At 50.4% G+C, this 23473-nt stretch carries 14 protein-coding genes; 10 read left to right on the forward strand and 4 right to left on the reverse strand.

The features are described from left to right. Positions 1–83 precede the first annotated feature (83 nt). The 4 genes from ACZYR9_RS05940 to hmpA all read left to right on the forward strand — a co-directional run bounded on the left by ACZYR9_RS05940 (position 84) and on the right by hmpA (position 11624). Positions 84–8834: a cadherin-like beta sandwich domain-containing protein gene (locus ACZYR9_RS05940; protein WP_488977548.1), complete on the forward strand. Its 8751-nt coding sequence runs from the start codon at positions 84–86 to the stop codon at positions 8832–8834. Positions 8835–9139: 305 nt separating this feature from the next. Beyond that, positions 9140–9658: a DJ-1/PfpI family protein gene (locus tag ACZYR9_RS05945; RefSeq protein WP_488977549.1), complete on the forward strand. Its 519-nt coding sequence runs from the start codon at positions 9140–9142 to the stop codon at positions 9656–9658. A 232-nt stretch (positions 9659–9890) separates the two neighbouring features. Then, the gene (locus tag ACZYR9_RS05950) at positions 9891–10220 is read left to right on the forward strand and encodes a hypothetical protein (protein ID WP_488977550.1); all 330 of its coding nucleotides are present in this window, start codon (positions 9891–9893) and stop codon (positions 10218–10220) included. A 141-nt stretch (positions 10221–10361) separates the two neighbouring features. Further along, positions 10362–11624, forward strand: a complete 1263-nt coding sequence (hmpA, locus tag ACZYR9_RS05955) for an NO-inducible flavohemoprotein (RefSeq protein ID WP_488977551.1) — start codon at positions 10362–10364, stop codon at positions 11622–11624. Here hmpA and ACZYR9_RS05960 read toward each other — a convergent pair. Continuing rightward, on the reverse strand, positions 11621–12133 hold the full coding sequence (locus ACZYR9_RS05960; protein WP_488977552.1) for a Crp/Fnr family transcriptional regulator: 513 nt from the start codon (positions 12131–12133) through the stop codon (positions 11621–11623). The two genes, hmpA and ACZYR9_RS05960, sit on opposite strands and share 4 nt — an antisense overlap. 190 nt (positions 12134–12323) lie before the next feature. Between ACZYR9_RS05960 and ACZYR9_RS05965 the strand changes: the two genes are divergently transcribed. Then, complete coding sequence (locus ACZYR9_RS05965) at positions 12324–12836, forward strand: acyl-CoA thioesterase (RefSeq protein WP_488977553.1); 513 nt, start codon at positions 12324–12326, stop codon at positions 12834–12836. A gap of 156 nt (positions 12837–12992) precedes the next feature. Here the strand turns inward: ACZYR9_RS05965 and ACZYR9_RS05970 are convergent, their stop codons facing one another. Beyond that, on the reverse strand, positions 12993–14297 hold the full coding sequence (locus ACZYR9_RS05970) for a dicarboxylate/amino acid:cation symporter (protein WP_488977554.1): 1305 nt from the start codon (positions 14295–14297) through the stop codon (positions 12993–12995). A gap of 111 nt (positions 14298–14408) precedes the next feature. Then, on the reverse strand, positions 14409–15437 hold the full coding sequence (locus ACZYR9_RS05975; protein ID WP_488977599.1) for a DctP family TRAP transporter solute-binding subunit: 1029 nt from the start codon (positions 15435–15437) through the stop codon (positions 14409–14411). 88 nt (positions 15438–15525) lie between these two features. Here ACZYR9_RS05975 and ACZYR9_RS05980 point away from each other — a divergent pair, with 88 nt between their 5' ends. From ACZYR9_RS05980 to mnmH, 3 genes are all read left to right on the forward strand, one after another. After that, positions 15526–17127 carry an ATP-binding protein gene (locus ACZYR9_RS05980; protein ID WP_488977555.1) on the forward strand — a complete coding sequence of 534 codons (1602 nt, stop codon included), beginning with the start codon at positions 15526–15528 and terminating at the stop codon, positions 17125–17127. Continuing rightward, a complete protein-coding gene (locus tag ACZYR9_RS05985) occupies positions 17120–17875 on the forward strand; it encodes a response regulator (protein WP_488977556.1) in 756 nt (251 codons plus the stop codon). Before ACZYR9_RS05980 ends, ACZYR9_RS05985 begins: the two co-directional genes overlap by 8 nt. Positions 17876–18228: 353 nt before the next feature. Further along, the gene (mnmH, locus tag ACZYR9_RS05990) at positions 18229–19266 is read left to right on the forward strand and encodes a tRNA 2-selenouridine(34) synthase MnmH (RefSeq protein WP_488977557.1); all 1038 of its coding nucleotides are present in this window, start codon (positions 18229–18231) and stop codon (positions 19264–19266) included. A 114-nt stretch (positions 19267–19380) separates the two neighbouring features. Here the strand turns inward: mnmH and ACZYR9_RS05995 are convergent, their stop codons facing one another. Next, on the reverse strand, positions 19381–20856 hold the full coding sequence (locus ACZYR9_RS05995; protein WP_488977558.1) for a sensor domain-containing diguanylate cyclase: 1476 nt from the start codon (positions 20854–20856) through the stop codon (positions 19381–19383). 273 nt (positions 20857–21129) lie between these two features. On the opposite strand from ACZYR9_RS05995, the gene ACZYR9_RS06000 reads away from it, so the two are divergent. Then, positions 21130–22668 carry a class I adenylate-forming enzyme family protein gene (locus tag ACZYR9_RS06000; protein WP_488977559.1) on the forward strand — a complete coding sequence of 513 codons (1539 nt, stop codon included), beginning with the start codon at positions 21130–21132 and terminating at the stop codon, positions 22666–22668. A 17-nt stretch (positions 22669–22685) separates the two neighbouring features. Then, positions 22686–23453 (forward strand): response regulator transcription factor, encoded by a 768-nt coding sequence (locus ACZYR9_RS06005; RefSeq protein WP_488977560.1) that lies wholly within the window; start codon positions 22686–22688, stop codon positions 23451–23453. The last annotated feature ends 20 nt before the right edge of the window (positions 23454–23473 follow it).

Consider the following 23473-nt stretch of genomic DNA (forward strand, 5'->3'; position numbering starts at 1 on the left):
ATTGGTGAGACGGGTTGGTTTATTTGGTTTTTCGATTTCATGCTGCAGTAAATGAGAATGGAAAGAAGACGGAGGGAAATGCTTTGGAGCGAAAACGATGGAAAACCGTATTGGCGAAGCTGTTGATTGTTACGCTTTTGATGCAGCTTGTGCCTTTCCTGCAGGGAGGGGCAGGCACTGCTTATGCGGAGGAGCAAAACGGCGGTACGGTGATGGAAGAGGTTTATGGCGGTGAACCGGTACAGCCGGTAGAACCTGCCGCCGGAGCGGCTGCGGCCCCGCAGGCAATGCAATTCACTGCGGCAAGCATGCCCAGTGATAAAATAACAGACTATACCTGGGAGAGAATGTCGCTTAATTTATCTCCCGACGCCAGACAAGCGGCGGCGATGGCCTACGATGAGAACGCAGGTAATGTGGTCATGTTCGGGGGTCAGGGCGATACCGGCCTGTTGGATGATACATGGATTTGGGACGGAGGACAGAAAACCTGGCACGAAGAATTGCTGAGTACTGTTCCCAAGCCCTCTAAACGTAAAGGGGCGGTCATGGCTTATGACACTGTCAGCCAAAAAGTGCTTCTTTTTGGAGGCGAAGGTGCCTCCGGTGTGCTTAACGATACGTGGCTGTGGAACGGCACGGCTGCCCAATGGGAGCAAGTAACCGGGCTTTCAGCCTCTCCTCCTGCCCGCGCCGGAGCGCAGCTTGCCTTTGATGGCCGGCAGCTTGTATTGTTCGGCGGTTATACGGGAAGTGGAAGTTCGAAGACGCCGCTCGGCGATACGTGGCTGTGGGATGGATCGGCTTGGACACAGGTACAGCCGGCCCAGTCCCCTCCGGCTGCCTATGACGGCAAGATGTCTTTTGACGGGAAGACTGCAGTGCTGTACGGCGGTAACACGGGATCGGTGACGAATACCTACCAAAGCACGGGTACCAACGAAACCAAAACGCTGAGCCATGATGACAGTTCTGCGCTTCTGTGGAAGTGGGACCCTGCTGCCCAAACATGGAGCTCGGTGAATGGACCTGAAGGTTACGGCCGTTGGGGCCAGGTTATGGCTTATGACGGACGCCGCGTTGTAATTTTTAGCGGGGAACGTGACTATGTCCATATGAACAACGCGGTGTTGGTGGAGGGTTTGAAATTACCCTCGACCATGTATCCCCTAATGTCTGGAAGTTTGGCCTATGGTTGGAACGGGAGTTCCTGGCAGTCTTATCCTCGTACGGTGTCCATGGAAGCCGTATATCAAAGCAATAAGGACAAAGACGGGAAGGAATATGTGGTCCAAACCGTTCCCAATCAGCTGCCTTTTCCAATTAGCTATGCCAGTATGGCATTTGACGGCAAAAATTTCGTCGTGTTCGGAGGAAACCGGAACCAAATCAGCATTTTGGATAAGGTTTTCGGTTCCGTAGTCGGTGCTATGCCCGCGGGCAATGTGAACGAAACGTGGGTGTTCGGGTATACACCGCCGACAGCGCCAGGCGTAAAGTTTGATGTGGATCCCGTGATCCATTTTGATCCGCAGCACATCCATGATACCGTCAGCGTCATCACGAATGTTTATTCTGACGGAACCAGAGCCATCACTTCACGAGGTGTGGAATACCGTCCGTATACAGAAGCGGGAGACGGCACTTGGACACAAGTCCCTTATACGGATTCAGCTTCAACGGGAACGGGTACCTTTACCGTCACGCTATCAGGTCTGACATGGCACCAGGAGTATGAGACTCGGGGCTATGCCGCTAATGAACTCGGTATAAGCTATACCGAAACGAAACGTTTTGTGATGAAGGACGATCCGAATATGACACCACCGGATGTCCATTATGACAGAGTTGGTGCTTCGGTTCTGCACGTCAAGGATAAGAAGCGGCTGGTTGCAGTCGGTACAGGCATCACCAATTTGCTGCGTAAGCCTTTGACCGATATCCATTATTACTTGCAGAGCCAGAATGGCACACGATATGAATTGAAATACAATCTTTTAAATGATCGCCAATTGGAGCTGACATGGACGGATGAATTGCCGCCAGGTAAATATAATGTTCAGCTGGAGCATGATTTCTACAACGATCGTGTATTCACGGAAGGGCTGCTGGTAACGGCGCTTGACTTCTATAAGCCGCGCAACTTTGCCAGAGTCGAAGTGCCGAGCACGTCCGCAGGCAACGAAGTGAACAGCGTGGTGCTGCAAGGGCCGTTTACGGAAGACCCGTCGGCACCGAATGTCTATGTCCTTAATGACACGTCCGAAACCGTGACGATCAATGGGTCGTTGTTGTTTAAAGGCAGCCGTCTTGTCGTGGACAAGAACGGTCCGAACGGTAAAGCTGCGATTAGCGGTGAGGGACGCCTGTACGTTAACGGGGGCGGAACGCTCGGGGCGAATGTATCCTACACGATTCAGGATGGACCATTCACCATCTCATCGGACAACTTTTCAATTACCCTAAACAGCAGCGAGGCAACCGATTATTTGAATAGTGGTATGCCTGTCAAGGCGAGCTCGCTTGTTTTTGCCAAGGATGGCTTGCGCCTGACGGGAGATTTGCAGATCGGTGTGCAGGTAGGAAGTCAGAAGGTTACGGATACCGTGCCGGTTCAAGATATGACATTCCGCAATAACCGCTTTGATCTGTTTGGTACCTTTACCATGAACAACAGCATTAAGGTTGGGCCGTTTAACGCAAGCGACACCAAATTTGTTCTGGACACCCGTATTCCTTATATGGCTGTTAGCGGTAAAGGCAATTTGCCTGATACGAATCTGAGCTTCGATATGTATATGAAGACCAAGCAGGGACGTCTGGATGGCGTAAGCTTCGGGATGTACCGCAAAACGAAACTGGCCTCGACAGGTCTTCAGGTCAATTATTTGTTCGGCAGCGTCGACAAGCTGGCGGAAAAAACGCAAATTCCGCAAAAGTTCAGCGTCACAGGCTCGGTGAATGATGTGATTGTGCCTGAGCTGAAGCATCCTCAGGTCGATTACAGGTTTAATCTGATCGGAACCGATTCGGTGAACATGGATGTATCCTCCTACGGCTTTAATGCCAGTGGAACCGAGTATTATTACTGGCTGCCTGTGAATAACATGAGCATGCAGTCCGTGGTTAACCCGGCAGCGGCCGGAATAAAAGGCTTTTCCACCCCTGGCTTTGCTACGAAGGGCGAGGTCAATGTATTCGAAGTGGTAAAGGGAGCCATCGGGACTTATTCCTTCAATAAAAAAGGCTTTAACGGGGCGATTAAGGGAACTGTCTATGTTCCAAAAGGAATCCCGCGTATCGGCGGTGCGGTAGTTCGCGATGTTGCGTTCAGTGTGAATGAAACCGGAATTTACGGCACGCTCAGACATAACGGGGTAGGCGCTCATGTGAAATATACCTTCAATAACAACACGATTCTGTTTGAGGTGGAGGCCGAGCCTCCGAAGAAAAAGTGGTGGGAAAAAGGTCTGGACTTCATGAACAGTGTCTCCGACTTTATGGATGCGGCCGAGCCATGGCTGGATTTGGCGGAAGAACTGTTTCTGGTGAATCCGGATTCCGGCAAGCAGGTAACCATCGCCTCCGCGGATGCGTTGAAAAGGGTATTTAATCTGCAGCCGGTCAGCTTGTCGGTCCAGCCGGAGGATACGGCGCAAACGGACGTCAAGGTGCGGATTGTCGATGGACAGCTTACCGCGCTTGATCGGACGCCGCTGATGACAACGGAGGCGAATGCTTCGGGCGGACAGGTGACCAACAGTTTTGCGGTAAACCGTGCTTTTAACGCCCTCATTGCCTTGACGGGCGATCAGCGATCTGCCGTTTTGAAGACCCCTGCCGTTCCGGGCCAAAGGTCCGAGCAAATTGTGCAGGCGGCAGTATTCTATGATGCTGCCAGTGATACAACATTTATGCGCGTGTCGCTGTATGCAGGAAACTGGAAGCTTGTGACCAACGGCAGCAGCCGCATCCGCGTAAATGAACTGCTGTTTGCTAAAGAATCGCTGACGCTTGGTATATTGGCAGGGCTATGGGTGCAATCGCCTGAGCGGTCGGTCACATCGATTACGATGGAGGAACGCGGATCCTACCTGCTGAAAATAGGTGCCGCACAGGGCGAGGTGGTTGTCTATAAGCCTGACGGACGGCCCTACAGCCTGCAAACGGCGCAGAATCAGCCGGATTGGAACGCCTACCGTGACGCAAACGGCAATCTGTACGCGCTGCTGGATGCGGTGGAGGCGGGAACCTGGATGATCAGCGCCGGCACCAGCCCGTCGGCCGTATTGAACAGCGTGCCGCCGCAGACAACGATCGGCGAAGTAGTGCAGTGGGGGCAAGTCCAAGCTTACCCAACGGCATTTCAAATGAGCCGCACGAACAATGGACAGGCCATCGTTGAGATTTACGGGGCAGACCCGCAGACAAAGCTGTATGCCCCAAGCGGTGAATTGTATACTTTGCAGCTTGATCCGAATCAGTCCGGCATGAATGCCATTTATGACGAATCGCAGCAGAAGCTGACCATTCTGCTTGACGGGGCTGATCTGAGCGGGCAGTGGAAGGCGGTCGGCAGCAGCTTTACCAGTGTGGTTGCCTACCAGTCCAGCAGGAAGCTCAAATCCATTAAGCCGCTGCTGATGGAAGGCCGCTTTAGCAAATACTTTGAATTGGCGGAGAATGGCAGCTATCTGCTGACCGTCATCGGTGGAAATGCTAACACGGTGATTACCGCCCCTGACGGCACTCCGTATACCTTGAACTTTGATGCTCCAAACGGCAATGCCTACCTGCAGCCGGCAGCAGACCGGATAGCAAGTGCGGGCGCGAGCGGGGATCCGCTCCAGCAGACGCAGATTGACACGCCAAATCCTGTAAAGGACGGACGGGATACACTTTACGTCTCGCTGCTGAACGCTCCTGCGGGCAAATGGACGATCCAAAACGCTAAAAAGGTGGATTTGCAAATTCAGAAGCTAAACCCGCTGCCTGCAATCAAGGCGTCTGTATCGCCTGTTTCCGGCGCGGAAAACCGTATTCAAGTGACGTGGTCGATGGAGAATGCCGCGCCTGATGCGGAAGTGACGGTTATGCTTACGGACAGCGCCGATCAATTCATCGGAGAAGTGATAGCAGACGGTCTGGCTGCTTCCGGCAGCACAATCATCGATGTTCCCGGTACGACGATGCCAGGGACTTATCATCTGTCCGTGGCGGGTACAAGCGCCGGCCGCGCGCCGGTGTACGCGATGGCGGAAGGAACGGTAGAGGTAACCGCGCCGTATACGCTTCATGCCCCAGAGCGGCCTGAGGTGCTTTCTACCGGTAACGGGGAAGTTTCGCTTCGCTTTTCTTCCCTGCCGGGAAATGTGACGGCGTATCGGGTTTGGGTCAGTAAAGGAACAGACGGACAGGCTGCTTCTCCGGTCATGGACTTTGCCCCGCAATCGGGGAATTCGCAGGTTGCGGTTGTTTCGGGATTGTCTGCCGGAGCTTCCTATACCATTGCCGTATCGGCTATTGGACAAGAGCAAGGACGTTTGGTATTGAGTCCTCAGTCCCCTGGCGTGACATTGGAGCTTCCTGTCCCTCAGCCGGCTGCTGTAACGGTATTGCTTGACGCAGGCTCGCATGCGGTCAGCGAACGCAGCTATACGGCAATGGACGGAAACGAAGAAACGCTGCTGCTTACATCAGCGGAGCAGGCTTCTTTGCAGGCGACAACAGATCAAAACGCAACGCTTACCTTATCTGTCAATGGCCTGCAGCTTGGCCGGCAGCAAGTATCGGCAGGTGCAGCTTACGCGTTTAAGCTGCATGAGCTGCTTAACGTAAGTGAGCTGAAAGAGCGGGAATACAATCTGCTGATCGAAGCGGTCAATGAGCGCGGCGACCGCAGCCTGGTGTACCGCAAGCTGTTTGTGGATCGTACCGGTCCGCTGCTTATCGCATCCGGGGGGGATGATCCACAAGGTAATTCTATTTCCTTGAACGGTACGGTTACGGCTGACAGCAAGGTCTTGATTACCGGTCAAACGGACGTTGGAGCGAAGCTTGACATCAATGGAGTCATTGTTCCTGTCGATGACGGAGGACGCTTCGTATATTACGCTCCGCTCGATTGGGTCACGCAGGCGGATCGTAACCAGATTACGGTGACAGCATCCGATGAGATTGGCAATAAGACGGAGTACGGCTTTGAGGTGCTCCGAGATACGGCAGGAACGATCCCGACTTACTCTGGCGATCTTGCTGCTTTAGCCTTGAACGGGGCGAAGATGGACACTCCTTATGAATTTAGCAAGGCTTCGTACCAAGCATTAGCCTACTCTGAGAAGGTTCGGGTCTACGCGGTTCCAATGGCGGCAGCCTCCATGGTAACGATAGACGGACAGGAACTTCCGGAAAGCGGCTATGTAGATGTAGAGGCGCCCGCGTCTGGACGTATCGTACAAATACGGGTCCAATCCGACAACGCGGCAGATAAATTGTACACGATACAAATTGACGGAACCGGCTCCAGTGTAGCGGGATTGCGTACACTGAAGCTGAATAACGCCACGGCTGCCCCATCGGGTGAAGAGCTGGCCGCGCAGACATTTACAGGAGCGGAAGAAAGCTATACCGTTTATGTAGACCATACGGTAGACAGCGTTACCTTGAGGCCTGGCGCCCTAAAGGCTGGATCAGACATAACAGTTAATGGGCTGGCGGTTCAGAGCGGGCAAGCTTCTCAACCGATTCAGCTTCAAGCAGGAGAAAATCGAATTCCTGTAACGGTTATCTCTCCGGACGGCTCGCAAACGCGAAGCTATCAGGTATCCGTATGGCGGGAACCAAGCAGTAATGCACTGCTGCGGGAGCTGGGACTGGCTACGGCCGGAGCGGAGCTGGTGTCTGGCTTTCATCCGGCTGCATTGAATTACCAGGTGCTTGTGCCTTATGCGACCGAAGCCTTTACGCTTCTGCCCGTTACGGAACAGTCCGATGCAGCGATTCGCATCGATGGTCAAGCCGTGACGAAAGGTACTGCCTTATCGATTCCGTTTAACCGGGATGCGCAAACCTATACGATTGAGGTAACCGCGCAGGACGGAACGCCGCTCACGTACACCGTTTCCGTTTTGCGTCAGCAGGCTTTGCCTGCACGGCCGCCTTTACTGGCGAGCATGCAAGCAGATCCAGTCTTGGATCATGCCTTTACACCTTACAAGCTGAAGTATGGCACTCTTGGAACAACCGATCGCAATTACGCTGCGATAAAGGCGATACCGAATGACCCTCAAGCCACTGTAACGGTCCAGGGCAAATCTTTGAAGGGCGGCGGCATCTTCTCACCTGATCTCGTGCTGGGCGATAATACCATTATTGTAAGCGTCGAATCCGCTGATCTAACCGTCTCGCAAATGTACTCCATTGATGTGGAGAGGGTAAGCGAGAGCTCTGAGGAATCGAACGTGCGTCAGACGCCGATTTCAGGCGCCGCCGGAGGCTGGACGGATCAAACCTCCATTGTTCGGACCCGCTCGGGAGAGGGAAAGACAATCGATACGGTGAGGCTGGATGTGGACAAAGCGCGCGCTATACTGGAGAAAGCTGCTCAGAACAAGGACGGCATCGCCCGCATCTATGTAACGGATGTGCCTGATGCGCCTGCGGATGAGCGAATTGTAAGCTTAGGTGCCGATACCGTGACCTTGCTTGCGGATGGCGGCATGTCGCTGCAAATCGTGCTGCCTGATGCGCAGCTCGCTTTACCGGCAGCTTCACTGAAGCAGCTCAGTAAAGATGGAAAGGATGCTTATTTCCGGGTGGTTCCGGTTCGCGCCGATGCCGAGCGCAGCGAGGTTACATCGCGCGTTCTGGCCGCCGAGCTGGTGCAAAACGCGGCGGGAGGTCAACCGGTCGCCGTTACAGGACAACCCGTCAAGATTGAAACGAATTACTCGGGATACACGACAGAGCTCCTGTTCCCGCTGAATCACTTGATGCTGCCAGACAACGAGGCAGAAGCCAAACAAATATTATCGGAGCTGGCTGTTTATATTGAGCACAGCGATGGCGACAAGGCGCTTTCGCAAGGAGAAATCCGTTATGATGCGGAAGGCAAGCTGGCCGGTATTGCTATTGAAGTCAATAAGTTCAGCACCTTTACCATTATTCAGAAGAATGAAACAGAGGCGTCTGAGGTGATTGAACCGTACCTCTCCGGCTATCCGGATGGCACCTTCCGCCCTTCGCAATCGATCACGCGTGCAGAGCTGGCGATGATTCTGCATCGCGTTCTGACCCAGAAGACATCCGGGGGCGGCGCTTCGTTGTCGGCACAGGAAGAGCAGGCGGCTGCAGCCGGTTACGCGGATGTTCCCGCGTCGCACTGGGCGGCGGATGCGATCAGCCGTATTCAGCGTTCCGGGCTCATGGTCGGCGACAATAACGGTTTGTTCCGTCCGAATGACGCTGTCAGCCGCGGGGAGCTTGCTACTATTGCAAGCAGAGTGCTGTCTGTGGCCAAGGCAGGCGATATTCCGGCAAGCGGCTATAGCGATGTGGAGGGTCACTGGGCCTTCCAAGCCATTATACGAGCCAGTGCGGCCGGTATTTTGCAGGGCTACCCGGACGGCACCTTCCTGCCGGATCATGAACTGAACCGCGCCGAAGCCGTGAAGGTGCTTAACCGCTTGTTTGAGCGTCCGGTATCCGAAGGTCCGCTGACCTCCCGCTGGCCGGACGTGCCGGAAGCACACTGGGCCTTGAAGGAAATCGAATCGGCTTCGAGCAAATTGATTTTACTGCCTGACGGAAGGGCGCATATTGTACCAAGCCGATAAGGCAGCAGCTGGCGGTTCTGTCTCTAGCCCTAATATTCAGGTAAAAGGAAAGCCCATGAGTGAAATATCACTCATGGGCTTTCGTACTTGCAGATAAGCTCCCGCAATACCATTTTTTTGATGAACCAGCTGTTGAGAATATTTTCTTGTGCCTGTTTTCGGCTTGCTCATCCTTTATTCTTCACAAAAGTTCCTTTTTGGTAACCTGGATACAAAAAAGTGCATGCTTCACAAGGAGGATGGAGAGGAGTAAGCTAAGCAAGGTCTTTAACAAATCGTTTTTACAATAAAGGAGGCAGCACGACATGAGTAAAAAAGCTTTATTGATCATACCGCCGGAACGCTTCAATGAAGATGAATTATTCAAACCGAAAGAAGCATTGGAGACGGCTGGGATAGAAGTGACAATCGCGAGCACCAAAACCGGTGAAATTACCGGCGACTATCAAGGTAAGGCGAATGCTGAAGTGATTTTCTCAGACGTGGCGGCCCGTGAATATAGTGTTGTCGCTGTCATCGGAGGATCGGGAACTAACGATCATCTTTGGGGAAATCAAGCTTTACAAGATTATTTAAAGCAGGCTCATGAGGATAAAGTTCTGGTAACAGGAATTTGTGCCGGGGCTGTCACGGTGGCCAAAGCAGGGCTGCTTTCCGGACGGACGGCAACCTGCTATCCCGTAGACGTTCAAATCAACGAATTAAAGGCCAATCATGTCGAATATGTGGCTCAACACGTTATTGCCCATACGGATATTATTACAGGCGATGGTCCGGATGGAGCTAAAGAATTTGGAGAAAGTCTGGTTAAGGCGTTAAGCTGATACCAAGAGGATTCAACATAAAGTTGGGTGCGGGAAGCCTTCTGAACTACAGAGGGCTTTTTTCCATCGCATCGGGTGTCGGCTTCTCTTTTCGGGGGATGACCAAAACATAAGAGAGGAAATAATATGGAAACTACACACCCCGGGCAAAAAAGGTTCCCTTTGGCGTTGATTGCTTTAATGATCAGCGCACTCGCGGGAAATATCCTTTGTGCTTTGTTGGAGTAGGAGCTTGATTGGCAACACGATAGGAGGCAAATTATCGGATTGGAAGCTCATGCCTTCTCTTGCTGCTATCCTCGCGTTATTAGCTGCGATTATGGCCGTGTTCACGATAAGCGCGAATAACAAAACGGCGGCAGTAATCACCGTATTTATATGGGGGGTGGCTGCCTTCGCAAGCATCCCTGCTTTCCAAATGCGGGTTCCCGATAAAGCAAAAAGCGCACCCCATTTGGCCTCTTCATTGAATATCAGTTCGTTTAACCTTGCTAATGCAGGCGGCGCTTACCTTGGCGGTCTTGTATCGATAGCAGCTGGGGGCTCTCCTCCGCTTCGTTAGTAGCGGCATCGGTGACAGCCTTTGGTCCCAGTCACAGATTATTGCCATTTGATGTGATTTCAATCACACGGTACGGGCAAATCAAGGGATTATACTTGGCTCATAGGATAAAAAATGCTTATGACCAAGGAGAGAACGGATATGTTAAGCAAAGAAACCATTCAGATCATCAAATCAACCGTGCCTGTGCTGGAAATCCACGGGGTGAGCATCACTAAACGTTTCTATGAACTGTTGTTTTTGAATCATCCGGAACTGCTGCATGTGTTTAATCATGCGAATCAGAAGCAGGAGCGGCAGCAGACCGCTCTTGCGAACGCCGTATACGCCGCGGCGATGCATATCGATAATTTCGCCGCTATTCTTCCCGCGGTGAAGCTGATTGCACACAAGCACCGCAGTATCGGGATTAAGGCAGAGCATTATCCGATTGTCGGAAAATATTTGCTTGCCTCCATCAAGGATGTACTTGGAGAGGCCGCAACAGAGGATATATTAAACGCATGGGCAAAAGCCTATGGAGTCATTGCGGACGCCTTTATTGGTGTCGAGGCAGGCTTGTACGAACAGACCGAACGGCAGGCCGGCGGTTGGGAAGGATATCGGGCCTTTGTAGTGAAGCGAAAAGTGAAGGAAAGCGGTGTGATCTCCTCCTTTTACCTCGTTCCTCAGGATGGCGGACCATTGGCTGGATTTGAACCGGGGCAATACGTAAGTGTCAAAACGGATATTCCAGGGGAAGAATATACCCAAATTCGCCAATACAGCCTTTCTGATGCTCCGGGGAAACCGTATTACCGCATCTCTGTCAAACGCGAGGACAGGTTCCCGAATCGCCCAGCCGGTAAGGTTTCCGTATACCTGCATAAGCAGGTAAAGGAAGGAGATATCCTGTGGTTGTCTGCTCCAAGCGGAGTCTTCACGTTAAAAAGTAAGGATTCGCGCCCGGTTGTTTTCATCAGCGGAGGGGTCGGAATAACTCCAATGCTGAGTATGCTCCATACCTTGGCGGATACAGACCCGCAGCGTTCGGTGACCTTCATTCATAGTGCTGCGAACGGAAGCATGCATGCTATGAGGGAGGAGGTTACATCCCTGGTACAAAAGCTTCCTAATCTGGCTGTTTACTTTTGCTATACTCAACCGACGGATCTCGATAGAACGGCCGGGGTACACCATCATGAGGGATACATCGACCTGCCGTGGATGAAAACGTTGATTCCGGATACGGATGCCCAATTCTATTTCTGCGGTCCCGTTCCGTTTATGAGGACGGTCAATCAGGCATTGAAATCGTGGGGGATTCCCGCAGCCGATAGGCATTATGAATTTTTCGGTCCAGCCGGCAGCTTGGATGAATCCGCCGAGGCGGCGGAGCAGGCCGGAGCAGCTATCCGAAATTAAGTTTCGGCCTCCTTCGATTGGGCTCGGAGCAGTCGGTTGATCGTCTCGCGCCGGAGCCCGATCAGTTGTCCGATTTCATCTTGTGTGAGAACCTCCGTCAAAGGCTTAGGACCGATATAGGTCTCAAACCACAGCTGCAGCTTCCGAAGCTTGTCTGCAGGAGCGATTTCGCTCAATTGATCGATTCTTTGGTGCATCATTCGAAGCTTGCCCTGCAGCAGTTGGGCGATCTCGCGGTATTTCTCCGGTTCCCGCATCAGGCTTTCGTACCACTGCTGTGATGGAAGGCTTTCGACCATGCTTGTTGTAAGTGCAATCGCCGTTCCGTGATAAGGCATAGGGCTGATCAAGGAATGGTGAGGAATGATTTCCCCAGGTACGATGATATTGATTAAAATCGGATTTCCGTTTTCATGGACGCGGACGATTTTGAACAATCCGCTTTGGACTTGATAAAGGGGTCCGGTTTCCCCTTGGCGAAACAATATCTCACCTTTATGCAGCAGCATCCCAAACACCTCATTTATTCCAAAACGCCTGATAGGTTTATCATCGGCGTTTTTTCTTTTCGTTATTTTTATTATAAATATACTACTTCAATGGCGTGGTCAGGCGGCAGTATGACTATACAAAACGCATAAGAAATTCAAGGTTAGGGTAAAATGTTGGCATTCTTTCAAGAAAGCGACGTGAACTCTCTTGGAACCAAAATTTGTAAAGGAAACGAGATGCTTTAGAATTTCGCGAATTTTTCCTCAGGATGTCAACAACCATAATACCATGTTCGGCGGTAAGCTCATGTCTCAAATTGATGATATTGCATCAATATCGGCTTCCAAGCTATGCCGTGTAACGGCGGTAACGGCTTCTACGGATTCCGTAGATTTTCTTCGGCCGATCAAGCCAACGGATAGCGTAAGTCTGGAATCCTTCGTGACATGGACCGGCACCACATCCATGGAGGTTTTTGTGAAGGTCATTACCGAGGATTTGCGTTCTGGCCGAAGGGAAATCGCGGCTACGTCTTTTTTAACGTTTGTCGGGCTGGACGAGCATAATAAACCGGTTCCCGTAGCTAGGGTCATCCCGGAAACCGAGGAAGAGAGGAAATTGTTCGAAACGGCTCAACATAGGGCCGAAATGCGGAGAAACCGGAGGGAAGCAAGTAAAAAATTCGCGGATTATTTGGTCACGAATTATCCTTGGGAATAAGCTTCTGACCGCTTTAAGTACACTAAACCGGCAAACGATAGATTCAACAAGCGGATTCCTTTTGAATTAAAGACGCTGGATGGCCATGATATACCAAAAGGAGCAAATCTATCGGATTCGCTCCTTTTGCTAAAGATCAATATGCTTATCTAAGATTTAAACCGACTTAGGTACACCGTTCATAATCGGCTGCGTTTCTTCCGCCGCTTGTCCGGCAGCGGGCTCAGGATGACCGCCCGGATGGAATTCATTTTCCGATTTGGCGACGATGACGGTGGCTACGCCGTTTCCGATCAGATTCGTAATGGCACGCGCTTCGGACATGAACCGGTCGACGCCGAGCAGCAGGGCCATACCCGCAATAGGGATGGAAGGGAAGGCGGCCAACGTAGCAGCTAGTGTGATGAAACCTGAGCCGGTGACGCCTGCAGCGCCTTTGGAGGTCACCATCAGGATGCCAAGCAGCGTAAGCTGCTGCCAGATCGTCATTTCCACTCCGGATGCCTGGGCTACAAACATGGCTGCCATAGATAGGTAGATGGCCGTACCGTCCAGATTGAACGAGTAGCCGGTGGGAACGACCAGTCCGACGACCGACTTGGAGCAGCCGTATTTCTCAAGCTTATCCATCATGCGCGGCAGTGCCGACTCCGAGGAGGAAGTACCGAGCACCAGCATGATTTCCTCTTTAATATAAGCGATAAATTTGAATATGCTGAAGCCGTATGCTTTTGTGATCGCTCCGAGAACGACAATAATGAAGACGGCCATCGTGATATATACTGAACCCATTAGCTTTCCTAAAGAAGTAAGCGACCCAATCCCGAATTTACCGATCGTATACGACATGGCGCCGAAGGCGGCAATCGGGGACACTTTCATGATTATGTTCACGACACCGAAAAAGGCATGTGAAAGCTTATCGAACAAATCGATTACAGGCTTGGCCTTTTCGCCCATAGCCGTCAAAGACAAACCGAAGAAGATTGCAAAGAACAGAATCGGCAGCAGATCGCCGCCGGCCATAGCAGCCACGACATTATCGGGTACGATGGCGACAAGAAAGTCGACAAAGCCGTGATTGGCTTGTTCCGCTGCTTTCTCTGTAAACTTGGAAATGTCGCCGGTCGCCTTGGATACGTCGATACCGGCTCCCGGTTTGACCAGGTTAACGACCGCAAGACCGATGGCCAGTGCAATCGTGGTTACGATTTCGAAATATAAAAGCGCTTTCCCGCCGATGCGACCAACCTTTTTCATATCACCCATGTTTGCAATCCCGTGAACGACGGTAAAGAATACAATAGGCGCAATAACCATTTTAATTAGCTTGATAAAGACATCTCCAAGGACTTTCAGTTTTTCGCCCGTTGCGGGGAAGAAATGCCCTAGGAGGATACCTAATATGATGGCAATAACGACCTGGACGGTAAGGTTTCTCAGATTGATCCGGAGCTTCATGGGACAATCCTCTCTTTCTTGTTTTGAAAACGTTTTTTCGTGTCCCAAGTGTATTAAAGAAAGCAATTTAAAACAATAATACGGTCATATTGTTTGTTTAGTATCTTTTGGTCAACGGATCTCCTTCATCAAGTCGTTTCCGATCATGGCGGCGAATTCATCATACAACGGCTCGAAGCGTTTTCTCCAGAGCGTCTTTTCCTCCTCGGAGAGTGTTATGATTTCAAGGGATTGATCTTGAAGAAGCGACGGCGGCCGGTTTTCGAACAAAAGCGCTTCGCGGCGATTCCAATCCGACGTTTCCGCCAACGCCTCCTGTAGAAGCTTTTGTATATCGGGAGGAAGCTTCTCCCAATAGGTTTTGTTAAATGTGACGACATAGCCAAGATAACTGTGATTGCTTATGGTCATATAGCGCTGGACCTGGTACAGCCTTTTGCTTAGAATATTGGAAACAGTGTTCTCCTGACCATCGACTTTACCGGTTTCCAGAGTTCGGTAAAGTTCATTAAATGGTGTGCTAATCGTCGATGCGTTCAGCGCTTTAAACTGCTGCTCCAGTACAGGGCTTGGCTGGACTCGGAACGTCAAGCCTTGAAAGTCTTCAGGCGTGCGCAGCGGTCGTATGTTATTCGTAACCTGCCGGAAGCCGTTATCCCAGAAGGCGGCCCCTTTCATCCCCCTGGCATCCAGCGTTGCGAGCAGCCGTTCGCCCAATGCCCCTTGAAGAGCCTGATCCACCTCCTGTTGATTCCGAAAAAGGAACGGCAGATCCATTACGAGCCATGCGGGGTCAATTCTGTTCATATTAGAGAACGAGGGAGCGATCATTTGAATATCGTCGCGCTGCAGGGCGGCGATTTCGGTGTCTTCCGTGTACAGCATGCCGTTGGGGAATACCTGAACTTCTATCCGGTCTCGCGACTTTTCTTTGACAAGCTGGGCAAAATGCGCCGCGGCCAGTCCCTTGGGGGTATTCTCGGCGACGACATGGCTGAATTTGATGATAATCCGGTCTTTTAGGCCTGTGAATTCCTCGTCGTAGGGCAGCTCGCCTCTCATATCGGGTTGAAAACCGATCAAATATGCGGCAAGCAAGCCAAGCACAAGAAAGATGCCGATTCCCGCAACCGTTTTGATGTGAGCCCACCTCCGGGTTATTGCTATTTCAGCCCTATTATTTCACAATGGAATAGAAAAATAAACCGCACGAAAGGACGGGGAAACGGTGAATCGGCTTCGCATCTATTGGAAAATCATGCTGCTTTCGTTCGGGCTGGTCCTTTTCTCCCTTCTGATCGGCGGTGTCGTGCTGATCGGCAGCCTCACCCGGCTTAAGGAGGATGAATTGAGAAACCGGCTGACGATCACAGCCCAAACCGTCGCTAACCTGCCGAATGTGATCGAAAGCATCGATAGACCTGATGCCGCGGCACATATTGCTCCGGTCGCGGACAAGATCAGGATTTTGAATCATGTGGATTATATCAGTGTACTGGACATGAACCGGAGAAGACTGTCCCATCCGTTATCGGAGCGTATCGGCGGAACGTTCGCCGCAGAAGAGAACGATCCTGCATTTGCCGAGCATATGTATGTCTCCAAGGTCCGAAGCGAGGCGGGTGTCGGTCTTAGAGCTTTTGTGCCCGTCATGAACACCGAGCATGAACAGGTCGGTGTGGTTGTGGCCGGAGGCTTGCTCCCGGGCATAGCTGAGCTGATCCGTGAGGAGAAACGTCCTCTTGCCGTCACCTCTCTGATATCGCTACTGTTCGGCATTTTCGGTTCGATCCTGCTGGCCCGCCATATCAAGCGGCAGATGTTTAATCTTGAGCCGCAGGAAATCGCCGGCATGTTTAGGGAACGTACGGCGGCGTTCCAGGCCATGCATGAGGGGGTTATTGCCATCGATCGCAACGGAGCCATTACGATGATCAATGAACGCGCCAAACGCATTTTTGGCGTCAGAGACGATGTCACGGGGCAGGCCATAGGTGATGTCGTTCCGGAAACCGGGCTGATGGAAGTACTCGAATCGGGGCAGCATGCGCTGGGCAGAGAGCTGAATTTCGGAGGAGCGATCCTATGGAGCAACCAAATCCCGATCCGTGATGCGGGCGAAACGGTTGGAGCCATCGGGATATTTCAGGATCGGACCGAAGTGACGAGGATGGCGGAAGAACTGACCGGCGTACGTGAATTTGTTCATGCTCTGCGCGCGCAAAATCATGAGCACATGAACAAGATACATACGGCGGCGGGATTGATTCAGCTTGGAAAGCAGCAGGAAGCGCTCAATTACCTGTTCGAAATCGCCGAGCAGCAGGAGGAGATCACGCGCTTTCTGCAGCAGCATATCGAAGATGACGGCGTGGCCGGACTGCTTCTGGGCAAAATCAGCCGTGGCAAGGAGCTTGGCATCGAGGTCAGGATGGATTCAAACAGCAGGCTGCAGCGCTTTCCGGAGCTTCTTGACCGCCATGATCTCGTATTGCTGCTCGGCAACCTGATCGAAAATGCTTTCGATGCGCTTGCCGATGTGGAAGCCGAACATAAAGAAGTGTATGTCGGTATCGAACAAAATGATGAGCTGTTGTCCATTGCCGTTGAGGACAACGGGTGCGGGATGTCGAAGGAAACGGTTGACCGTATGCTGGAGCGAGGCTTCTCTACCAAGGGCGGGGAAAATCGAGGGACGGGCCTGTATTTACTGAACGATATTGTAATGAAAGGCCGCGGCAAGTTAACCTGTGAATCCTCGATCGGTTTGGGCACAACGATGGAAATCCTGTTTCCGATGAAAGGTGGGACAAGTTTACGCGATGAATAACACAGAGAAACCGCACGTTCGGGTGCTGCTGATTGAGGATGATCCAATGGTTCAAGAAGTGAACCGGCAGTTCGTGGAGCAGGTGGACGGTTTTCAAGTCATAGGAATGGCAGCCAACGGGTTGGAGGGACTTAAGCTGATCGAGCAGCTAGAGCCCGACTTGGTCTTTCTTGACATCTTTATGCCTTCGCTTGACGGAATAGCCACTCTGCAGCGCATCCGTTCTGCAGCGATGCCTGTCGACGTGATTGTCGTGACAGCAGCAAAGGATACGGAGACCGTGCGCGCGATGATGCGTAACGGGGCGTTTGATTATATCATTAAACCGTTCAAGATCCAACGGGTTCACCAAACGCTGGAGCGGTATCTTGCACATCGCAAGACGCTTAGGCCCGGAGAATCAGTCACTCAGGATCAGCTGGATGACATTCTGATCAGCGGTGAAGCTGCAAGTGCTGAACGAATAAAGCCCGAGCCGGTAGATTATAGGCAGGTTCCGTCTGAAGATTTGCCTAAGGGGCTTAATGCCACAACGCTTAAGCAGGTGCTCAATGTCATGGAGCTCCAGGGCGGACGCCTGTCAGCTGAAGAAACGGCTGTAGGAGTAGGGATTTCCCGGGTCACGGCCAGACGATATTTGGAGTTTCTTGAAAAACGCGGGATTGTGCGTCTTGAAGTACATTATGGTACTATTGGTCGTCCCGTCAATAGATATGAATTGGTTATTGGTCAAAAAGACCAAAAATAAGATGTACGTTAAATTAGCGCGAAAATGTTAATGTTGTCAGGTGATAGGATGGAGGTTTAAATCATACAAAACATTAAGAAAATAAGCTGTCAAAAGGCCGGGGGCCTTTTTTATTTTTAACCTATTTCTGATAAAGCTGCAAGGCAACGGTTAACCCCGGGCGCGTTGATTCGAGAGCGGTTGAAGTGATATGCTGGAAAGGAGCCTATGCCTGTTCTGCCGCGGGAAAGCGAACTGCGGAGGAAGGCTTTGTACCTGACGGTACCAAGAACAAGGAGATACATCTTAAGGATTCGGGAAACCCGATATACATTACATCATCGCACAGGACCATCTAAAAGGAGTGTCAACATATGTTTCAGGATCTGACCGTAGCGGAACTGCTTGAGCTTCAGCGTAAAGGAGAAATCTCCTTGATTGATGTCCGGTCGCCGTCTGAATTTGCAGAGTCTACGATTCCCGGGAGTATAAACATCCCGCTTTTCGACGATGCGGAGAGGGCGGAGGTAGGTACGCTGTACAAGCAGGAGAGCGTAGAAGCAGCTAAAGACAGAGGACTGGAGATCGTATCGCAAAAGCTGCCTGGTTTTATCCGTGCGATCAGCCAAACCGAACAGAAGCGCAAAGCCGTATTTTGCTGGCGAGGGGGAATGCGGAGTAAAACGTCCGCCACCGTCGCTTCCCTGATGGGATTAAAGATGTTTCGTCTGACCGGAGGATTTCGCGCTTACCGCAATTGGGTTGTAGAAATGCTCGGCAATTTTCCGGAGCTTCCTCCCTGCTATGTTATTAACGGGTTTACCGGTACAGGCAAAACGGAGCTTTTGAACCGCCTAGCTCAACGGGGATATCCCGTTATTAATCTTGAGGAAATGGCGCAGCACCGGGGTTCGATTTTCGGGCATATCGGAAAGTCGCCGAACAATCAGAAATCGTTTGATTCCCTGCTGGTCCATAACCTTATCCGCTTGGGGAAAGCGCCGTATATTATTATTGAGGCGGAGAGCAAACGGGTGGGTAAGGTTTTTTTGCCCGAATTTCTTGTGAAGGCCAAAGAAAAGGGAACGACGATCTTCATAGAAATTCCGGTCGAAGAAAGAGTTGCCAATATCTTAATGGACTATAGACCTCAAGAGCATAAGGAGGAGTCCGTCCGCTCTTTCGAGCATATCGCCAAACGGATTCATACGCCTATCGCAGCCGAAATTCGCAGCGCGCTGGAGAACGACAGGTTTGACGTGGTAGCCAGACTCCTGCTGCTGCATTACTATGATCCGCGCTATCAGCATGCGTCGGAAAAGTATGAGAGGGGAAGAATCACGGTCCGCGCGTCCAACGTGGATCAAGCTTTGGAGGAAATCGTCCGGCAGCTGCCGCCTCCCCTTGCTTGAATAATAGGATAAGACGAGCGTAAGAATGTTTGGAAAACAACGGTTCTAACGCTCGTCTTTTTTTGAGTCGTCCCTTAGGGTTATCTTCGGCTCTTTTTCGGCTGATAAAAAAGTTTAAAGTCCGCTTTTATAGCGGCGCTTATCCTTGTACATTTCTTGATCCGCCCGTTCGATCATTTCATCCACCGTCACGGTCATGCCCGCCTGAAAAGAGAATAAGCCATAGCTGACTGAAACGGTATACGGCTTACTATTCAATTGATGGATATGGTTCAAATCTTTGTGTATTTGTTCCCATATGCTGCAGACCTCGGCAAGTTGTTTATGGAAAACAATAATAAATTCGTCACCGCCGTACCGGAAAAGAAAATCTTCGCCCTCCAGGCTGCTTTTTAAGACCTGACTTGCCGTAATGATCAAGTGATCTCCTTCGGCATGGCCGTATTGATCATTTACTATCTTCAGATTGTTGATGTCTACAAAGCAGACAATAAATCCGGTTCCCCGCGTTTGAGCGTTTAGCAGCTCGTCATGCAGCAGATTCATTCCGTGTCTTCTGTTCATCACCCCGGTCAGCGCATCGATGGAAGCCTGTTTTGTAAGCTCGTCCTCCATTTTTTTTAGCTCCGTAATATCGGTTATGCCTGCCAGAATGCATTTTTCGTTTTCGTAGTCCATGATCTCATAGTTAATCATAGCCCATTTGTTCCTGTGAGGGGGCACATTCAATTCGCAAACATAGTTATTTATGCTGCCCGTATGGAGCAGCTTCTGAATGAGAATTTTTTTTCCCTCCCCTTTTGGATAGGTCACCGCTGCATTAAGCTTATCCATTTGGCCGGGGGAGACCTGAAAAAATTCTACAGCTTTCGGATTGATCAGAACGATGGAATGATCTTTTATTCGGGAGAGAACCAGAGGGAAAGGGTTGACCGTAAACAGCTTCCGGAAACGCTCCTCATTCTCTTTCAATTTCAGATGCTGGATAAAATCCGATTTTTTGTAATTATAAAAAGCATAAGCAATAAAAAAAGCGATGACGGCCGTTGCCGTTGTATTCATTTGCTTCATCAGAAACGTATATTCATCTTGGCTGACCAGGGAAAGCAGAACCAGGAAAACGATGTGATTGAGCAAGAGGATCATGAAGAAATTCCGCGGTTTTAACGGAAGGATCACGGCAACGCTAATCACGATAATGATGTAGGCGTCCACATTTCCCGTCAACCTTTGGCTGTTAATGGAAGCAAGAACGCCCATGAAGATATACAAGGCGGCATAACTGTTTACAAGCAACGTTGGCCAGATGGAGTGTGCAAACGAGTTTTTATATTTATGGATTCTGTATACATACAGGAATAGGATGGACATCAGGAGGCCGGCTAAGTGTATGGCAATAAGCGTATATCGAAAGGCTGAATGCTCCAGATCTTTTAGCATGACAAAATCGGTATAAAAATAATAAGGATAAAAAAGAATCAGAATGACAGATACGATTCTGATTCGATCCAGTACGTGAAGAAGATGCGATTTTGTAAACAGCAAGCTCTCCTCTGGCGTCAAAGAAATCGGAGAATGAAATAAGCGCAAGCTAATCCACCTTTTTGTGTGATATAAGTTGTATTTTACCATAATATATCGCAGGATGGGGTGCAATGGTTAGCGATGGATTGAATTGTCTGCTTGCAGCAGCCAAGTACGCGGGCCGGCGTAAAAGGATTTTGACAGTCATTAACGAATCTTTTATGACAGAAAGGAGAAATGTGATCAGTTTCTAAAAGAACGAATATCAAAAAAACAAAAATGGCAGCGTCGGCATCATTGTACAATAGAACATAACAAACGATTGGGGAGTCGGTCACAATGGATTTGGGAACCGTGTTTGATTATGCCATTGAGAGATATCCGAACAAAATCGCTCTTGTGCAGGACCATAAAGTATTGACCTTCCGGGAATTGAACGAAGAAGTAAACCGGCTGGCATTTTCTCTTCAAAAACTGGGAGTCGTCAAAAGAGACCGGGTGATGGTGCTGCTCAAAAACCGGCTGGAGACGGTTTGCCTGTTTTGGGCCGTACAAAAGCTGGGTGCGATCTTTACGCCGATTAACCTGCGCCTTTCTCCCGAGGATACGCAATACTGCATCAATGATGCGGAACCTAAAATCGTAGTATATGAAAAATTCAGTCAACGTTCCGTTCTAAGCGCCAAATTTAATGAACGGCCTATTCTCATCAGTCTCGATCCGGATAAAGGCGATCTTTCCTATCAGGATTTGATTTCCAGAGGTATCGGTGACTTTACCGGGTCTTCCCATGACAGCGACGATATCGCCGTCATGCTGTACACTTCAGGAACGACCGGGGTGCCTAAGGGAGTCCCAAGATTTCACAAAAATGAATACGCCTCCACTATGGCGCACATCATTCAAAACCGCTATGAAATTTTTGACAGCACGCTCGGGGCCATGCCTTTATACCACACGATGGGAATACGTTCTCTACTATCCATGTGCGTTCTGAACGGCAAATATGTTCTAGCCCCGGATTTCGACGTCCGAAAAGCTCTTGCGCTTCTGGCTGAAGAAAAAATCAGCTGTCTTTATATGTATCCGACCATGTACCTTGAATTGCTGAATGACCCGCGTTTTTCAGATTTTGATCTGTCCTCTCTCAAGAAAATCGGCTATGCAGGCGCTCCGATGTCCGCGGCGCTAACCAAAAAATGTATTGAAATGCTGAAGCCGAATCACTTTATCAATCATTATGGAAGTACGGAAATCTATACCTTCACTACCTGTTCAAACCTGGACAAAAAGCCGGGATGCGCCGGAAGGCCGGGTATCCATCAAAAAATCCGCTTAGTTCCAACCGACAGCTCCCAATCCTCCTCTTCCGACGGCATCGTTAAGCCGGGAGAAATCGGAGAAATCACAGTTCAGGCCGAATCGATCGAAGCTTTTAAAGGGTATTGGAACCGACCGGATGCGACAAGAAATGCGATCCGGAACCATTGGTACTATACAGGAGATTTGGGATACTTGGATGAAGACGGAGATCTGTATGTCGTCGGCAGAGTGGATGAAATGGTGATTTCCGCGGGAGAAAACATTGCTCCTGCAGAGGTGGAAGAGGTTTTGCTTCAGCACCCTAAGGTATCGGAGGCCGTCGTCATGGGCGAAGAGGATGAACGGTGGGGACAGATTGTAGCCGCCTTCATCGTACCCAAAGACAGCAGTCTCACGGTCCAGGAATTGGACCAATTCTGCAAGCAGCATCCTAAGCTCTCCAATTTCAAACGGCCGCGGAAATATGTTTTTATCAACGAGCTTCCCAAAAGCCCCTCGGGCAAAACACTGCGACGTGAATTGCGGAAAGAACATTTATCGATCACGGAATCATAAGGCGGGAGGGGACGATCTTGACTGGACTGCTGATGATAGATGATGAAGCAGAAAGCCGCCAAGCCATTCGTATGATCATTGAAGAAAGCCAGTACAACTACCTCTCTGTTTACGAAGCAGGTTCCGCCGAGCGGGGGTTGTTTCTGTTAAAGCAAAATCAACCGAATATCGTAATTCTCGATTTGTCGCTGCCTGATATGGACGGGATCAAGCTGGGGAAAAAGATACTGGAAATGAATCCAAAGGTGTCGATTATTGTAGCGACGCATTTGAAAATGTTCGAAACCGTACAAACGGCCATGAATTCGGGCTTTTCCAAATATTTTCTGAAACCGCTTACCGAGACGGAGCTGATTACGGCTTTAGACGGTCTTCTGCTTCCGGGCTTGATGATGGAAACCAATTATTTGGGCAGCCCTTCTTCCTCCTCCAAATCGGTTGAGATGGATTTGGCAAATCCGATTCAAAGCGTAATCCGATATATTCACAGTCATTTCTACGAACCGATTACCTTAAACGAAGTGGCCGATTGGGTGTATCTCAGCGCTTCTCATTTCAGCCGTTTGTTTAAAGCGGAAATGGGCGTTACGTTTATTGAATACCTGACCAAATACAGGGTGGAACAATCGAAGCGGCTCATTAAGATGACCTCTCTGCCTATTGAGGTGATAGCGAATAATACCGGATTCGCGAATGCCGGTTATTTTGCCACAACCTTTAAGCGGCTAGAAGGGAAGACGCCTACCGAGTATCGCAATCTGTTTTCCAATTTAATGAACAAATAGCATAATTTTTAAAATAAGGT

Source organism: Paenibacillus sp. F024 (assembly GCF_057814255.1).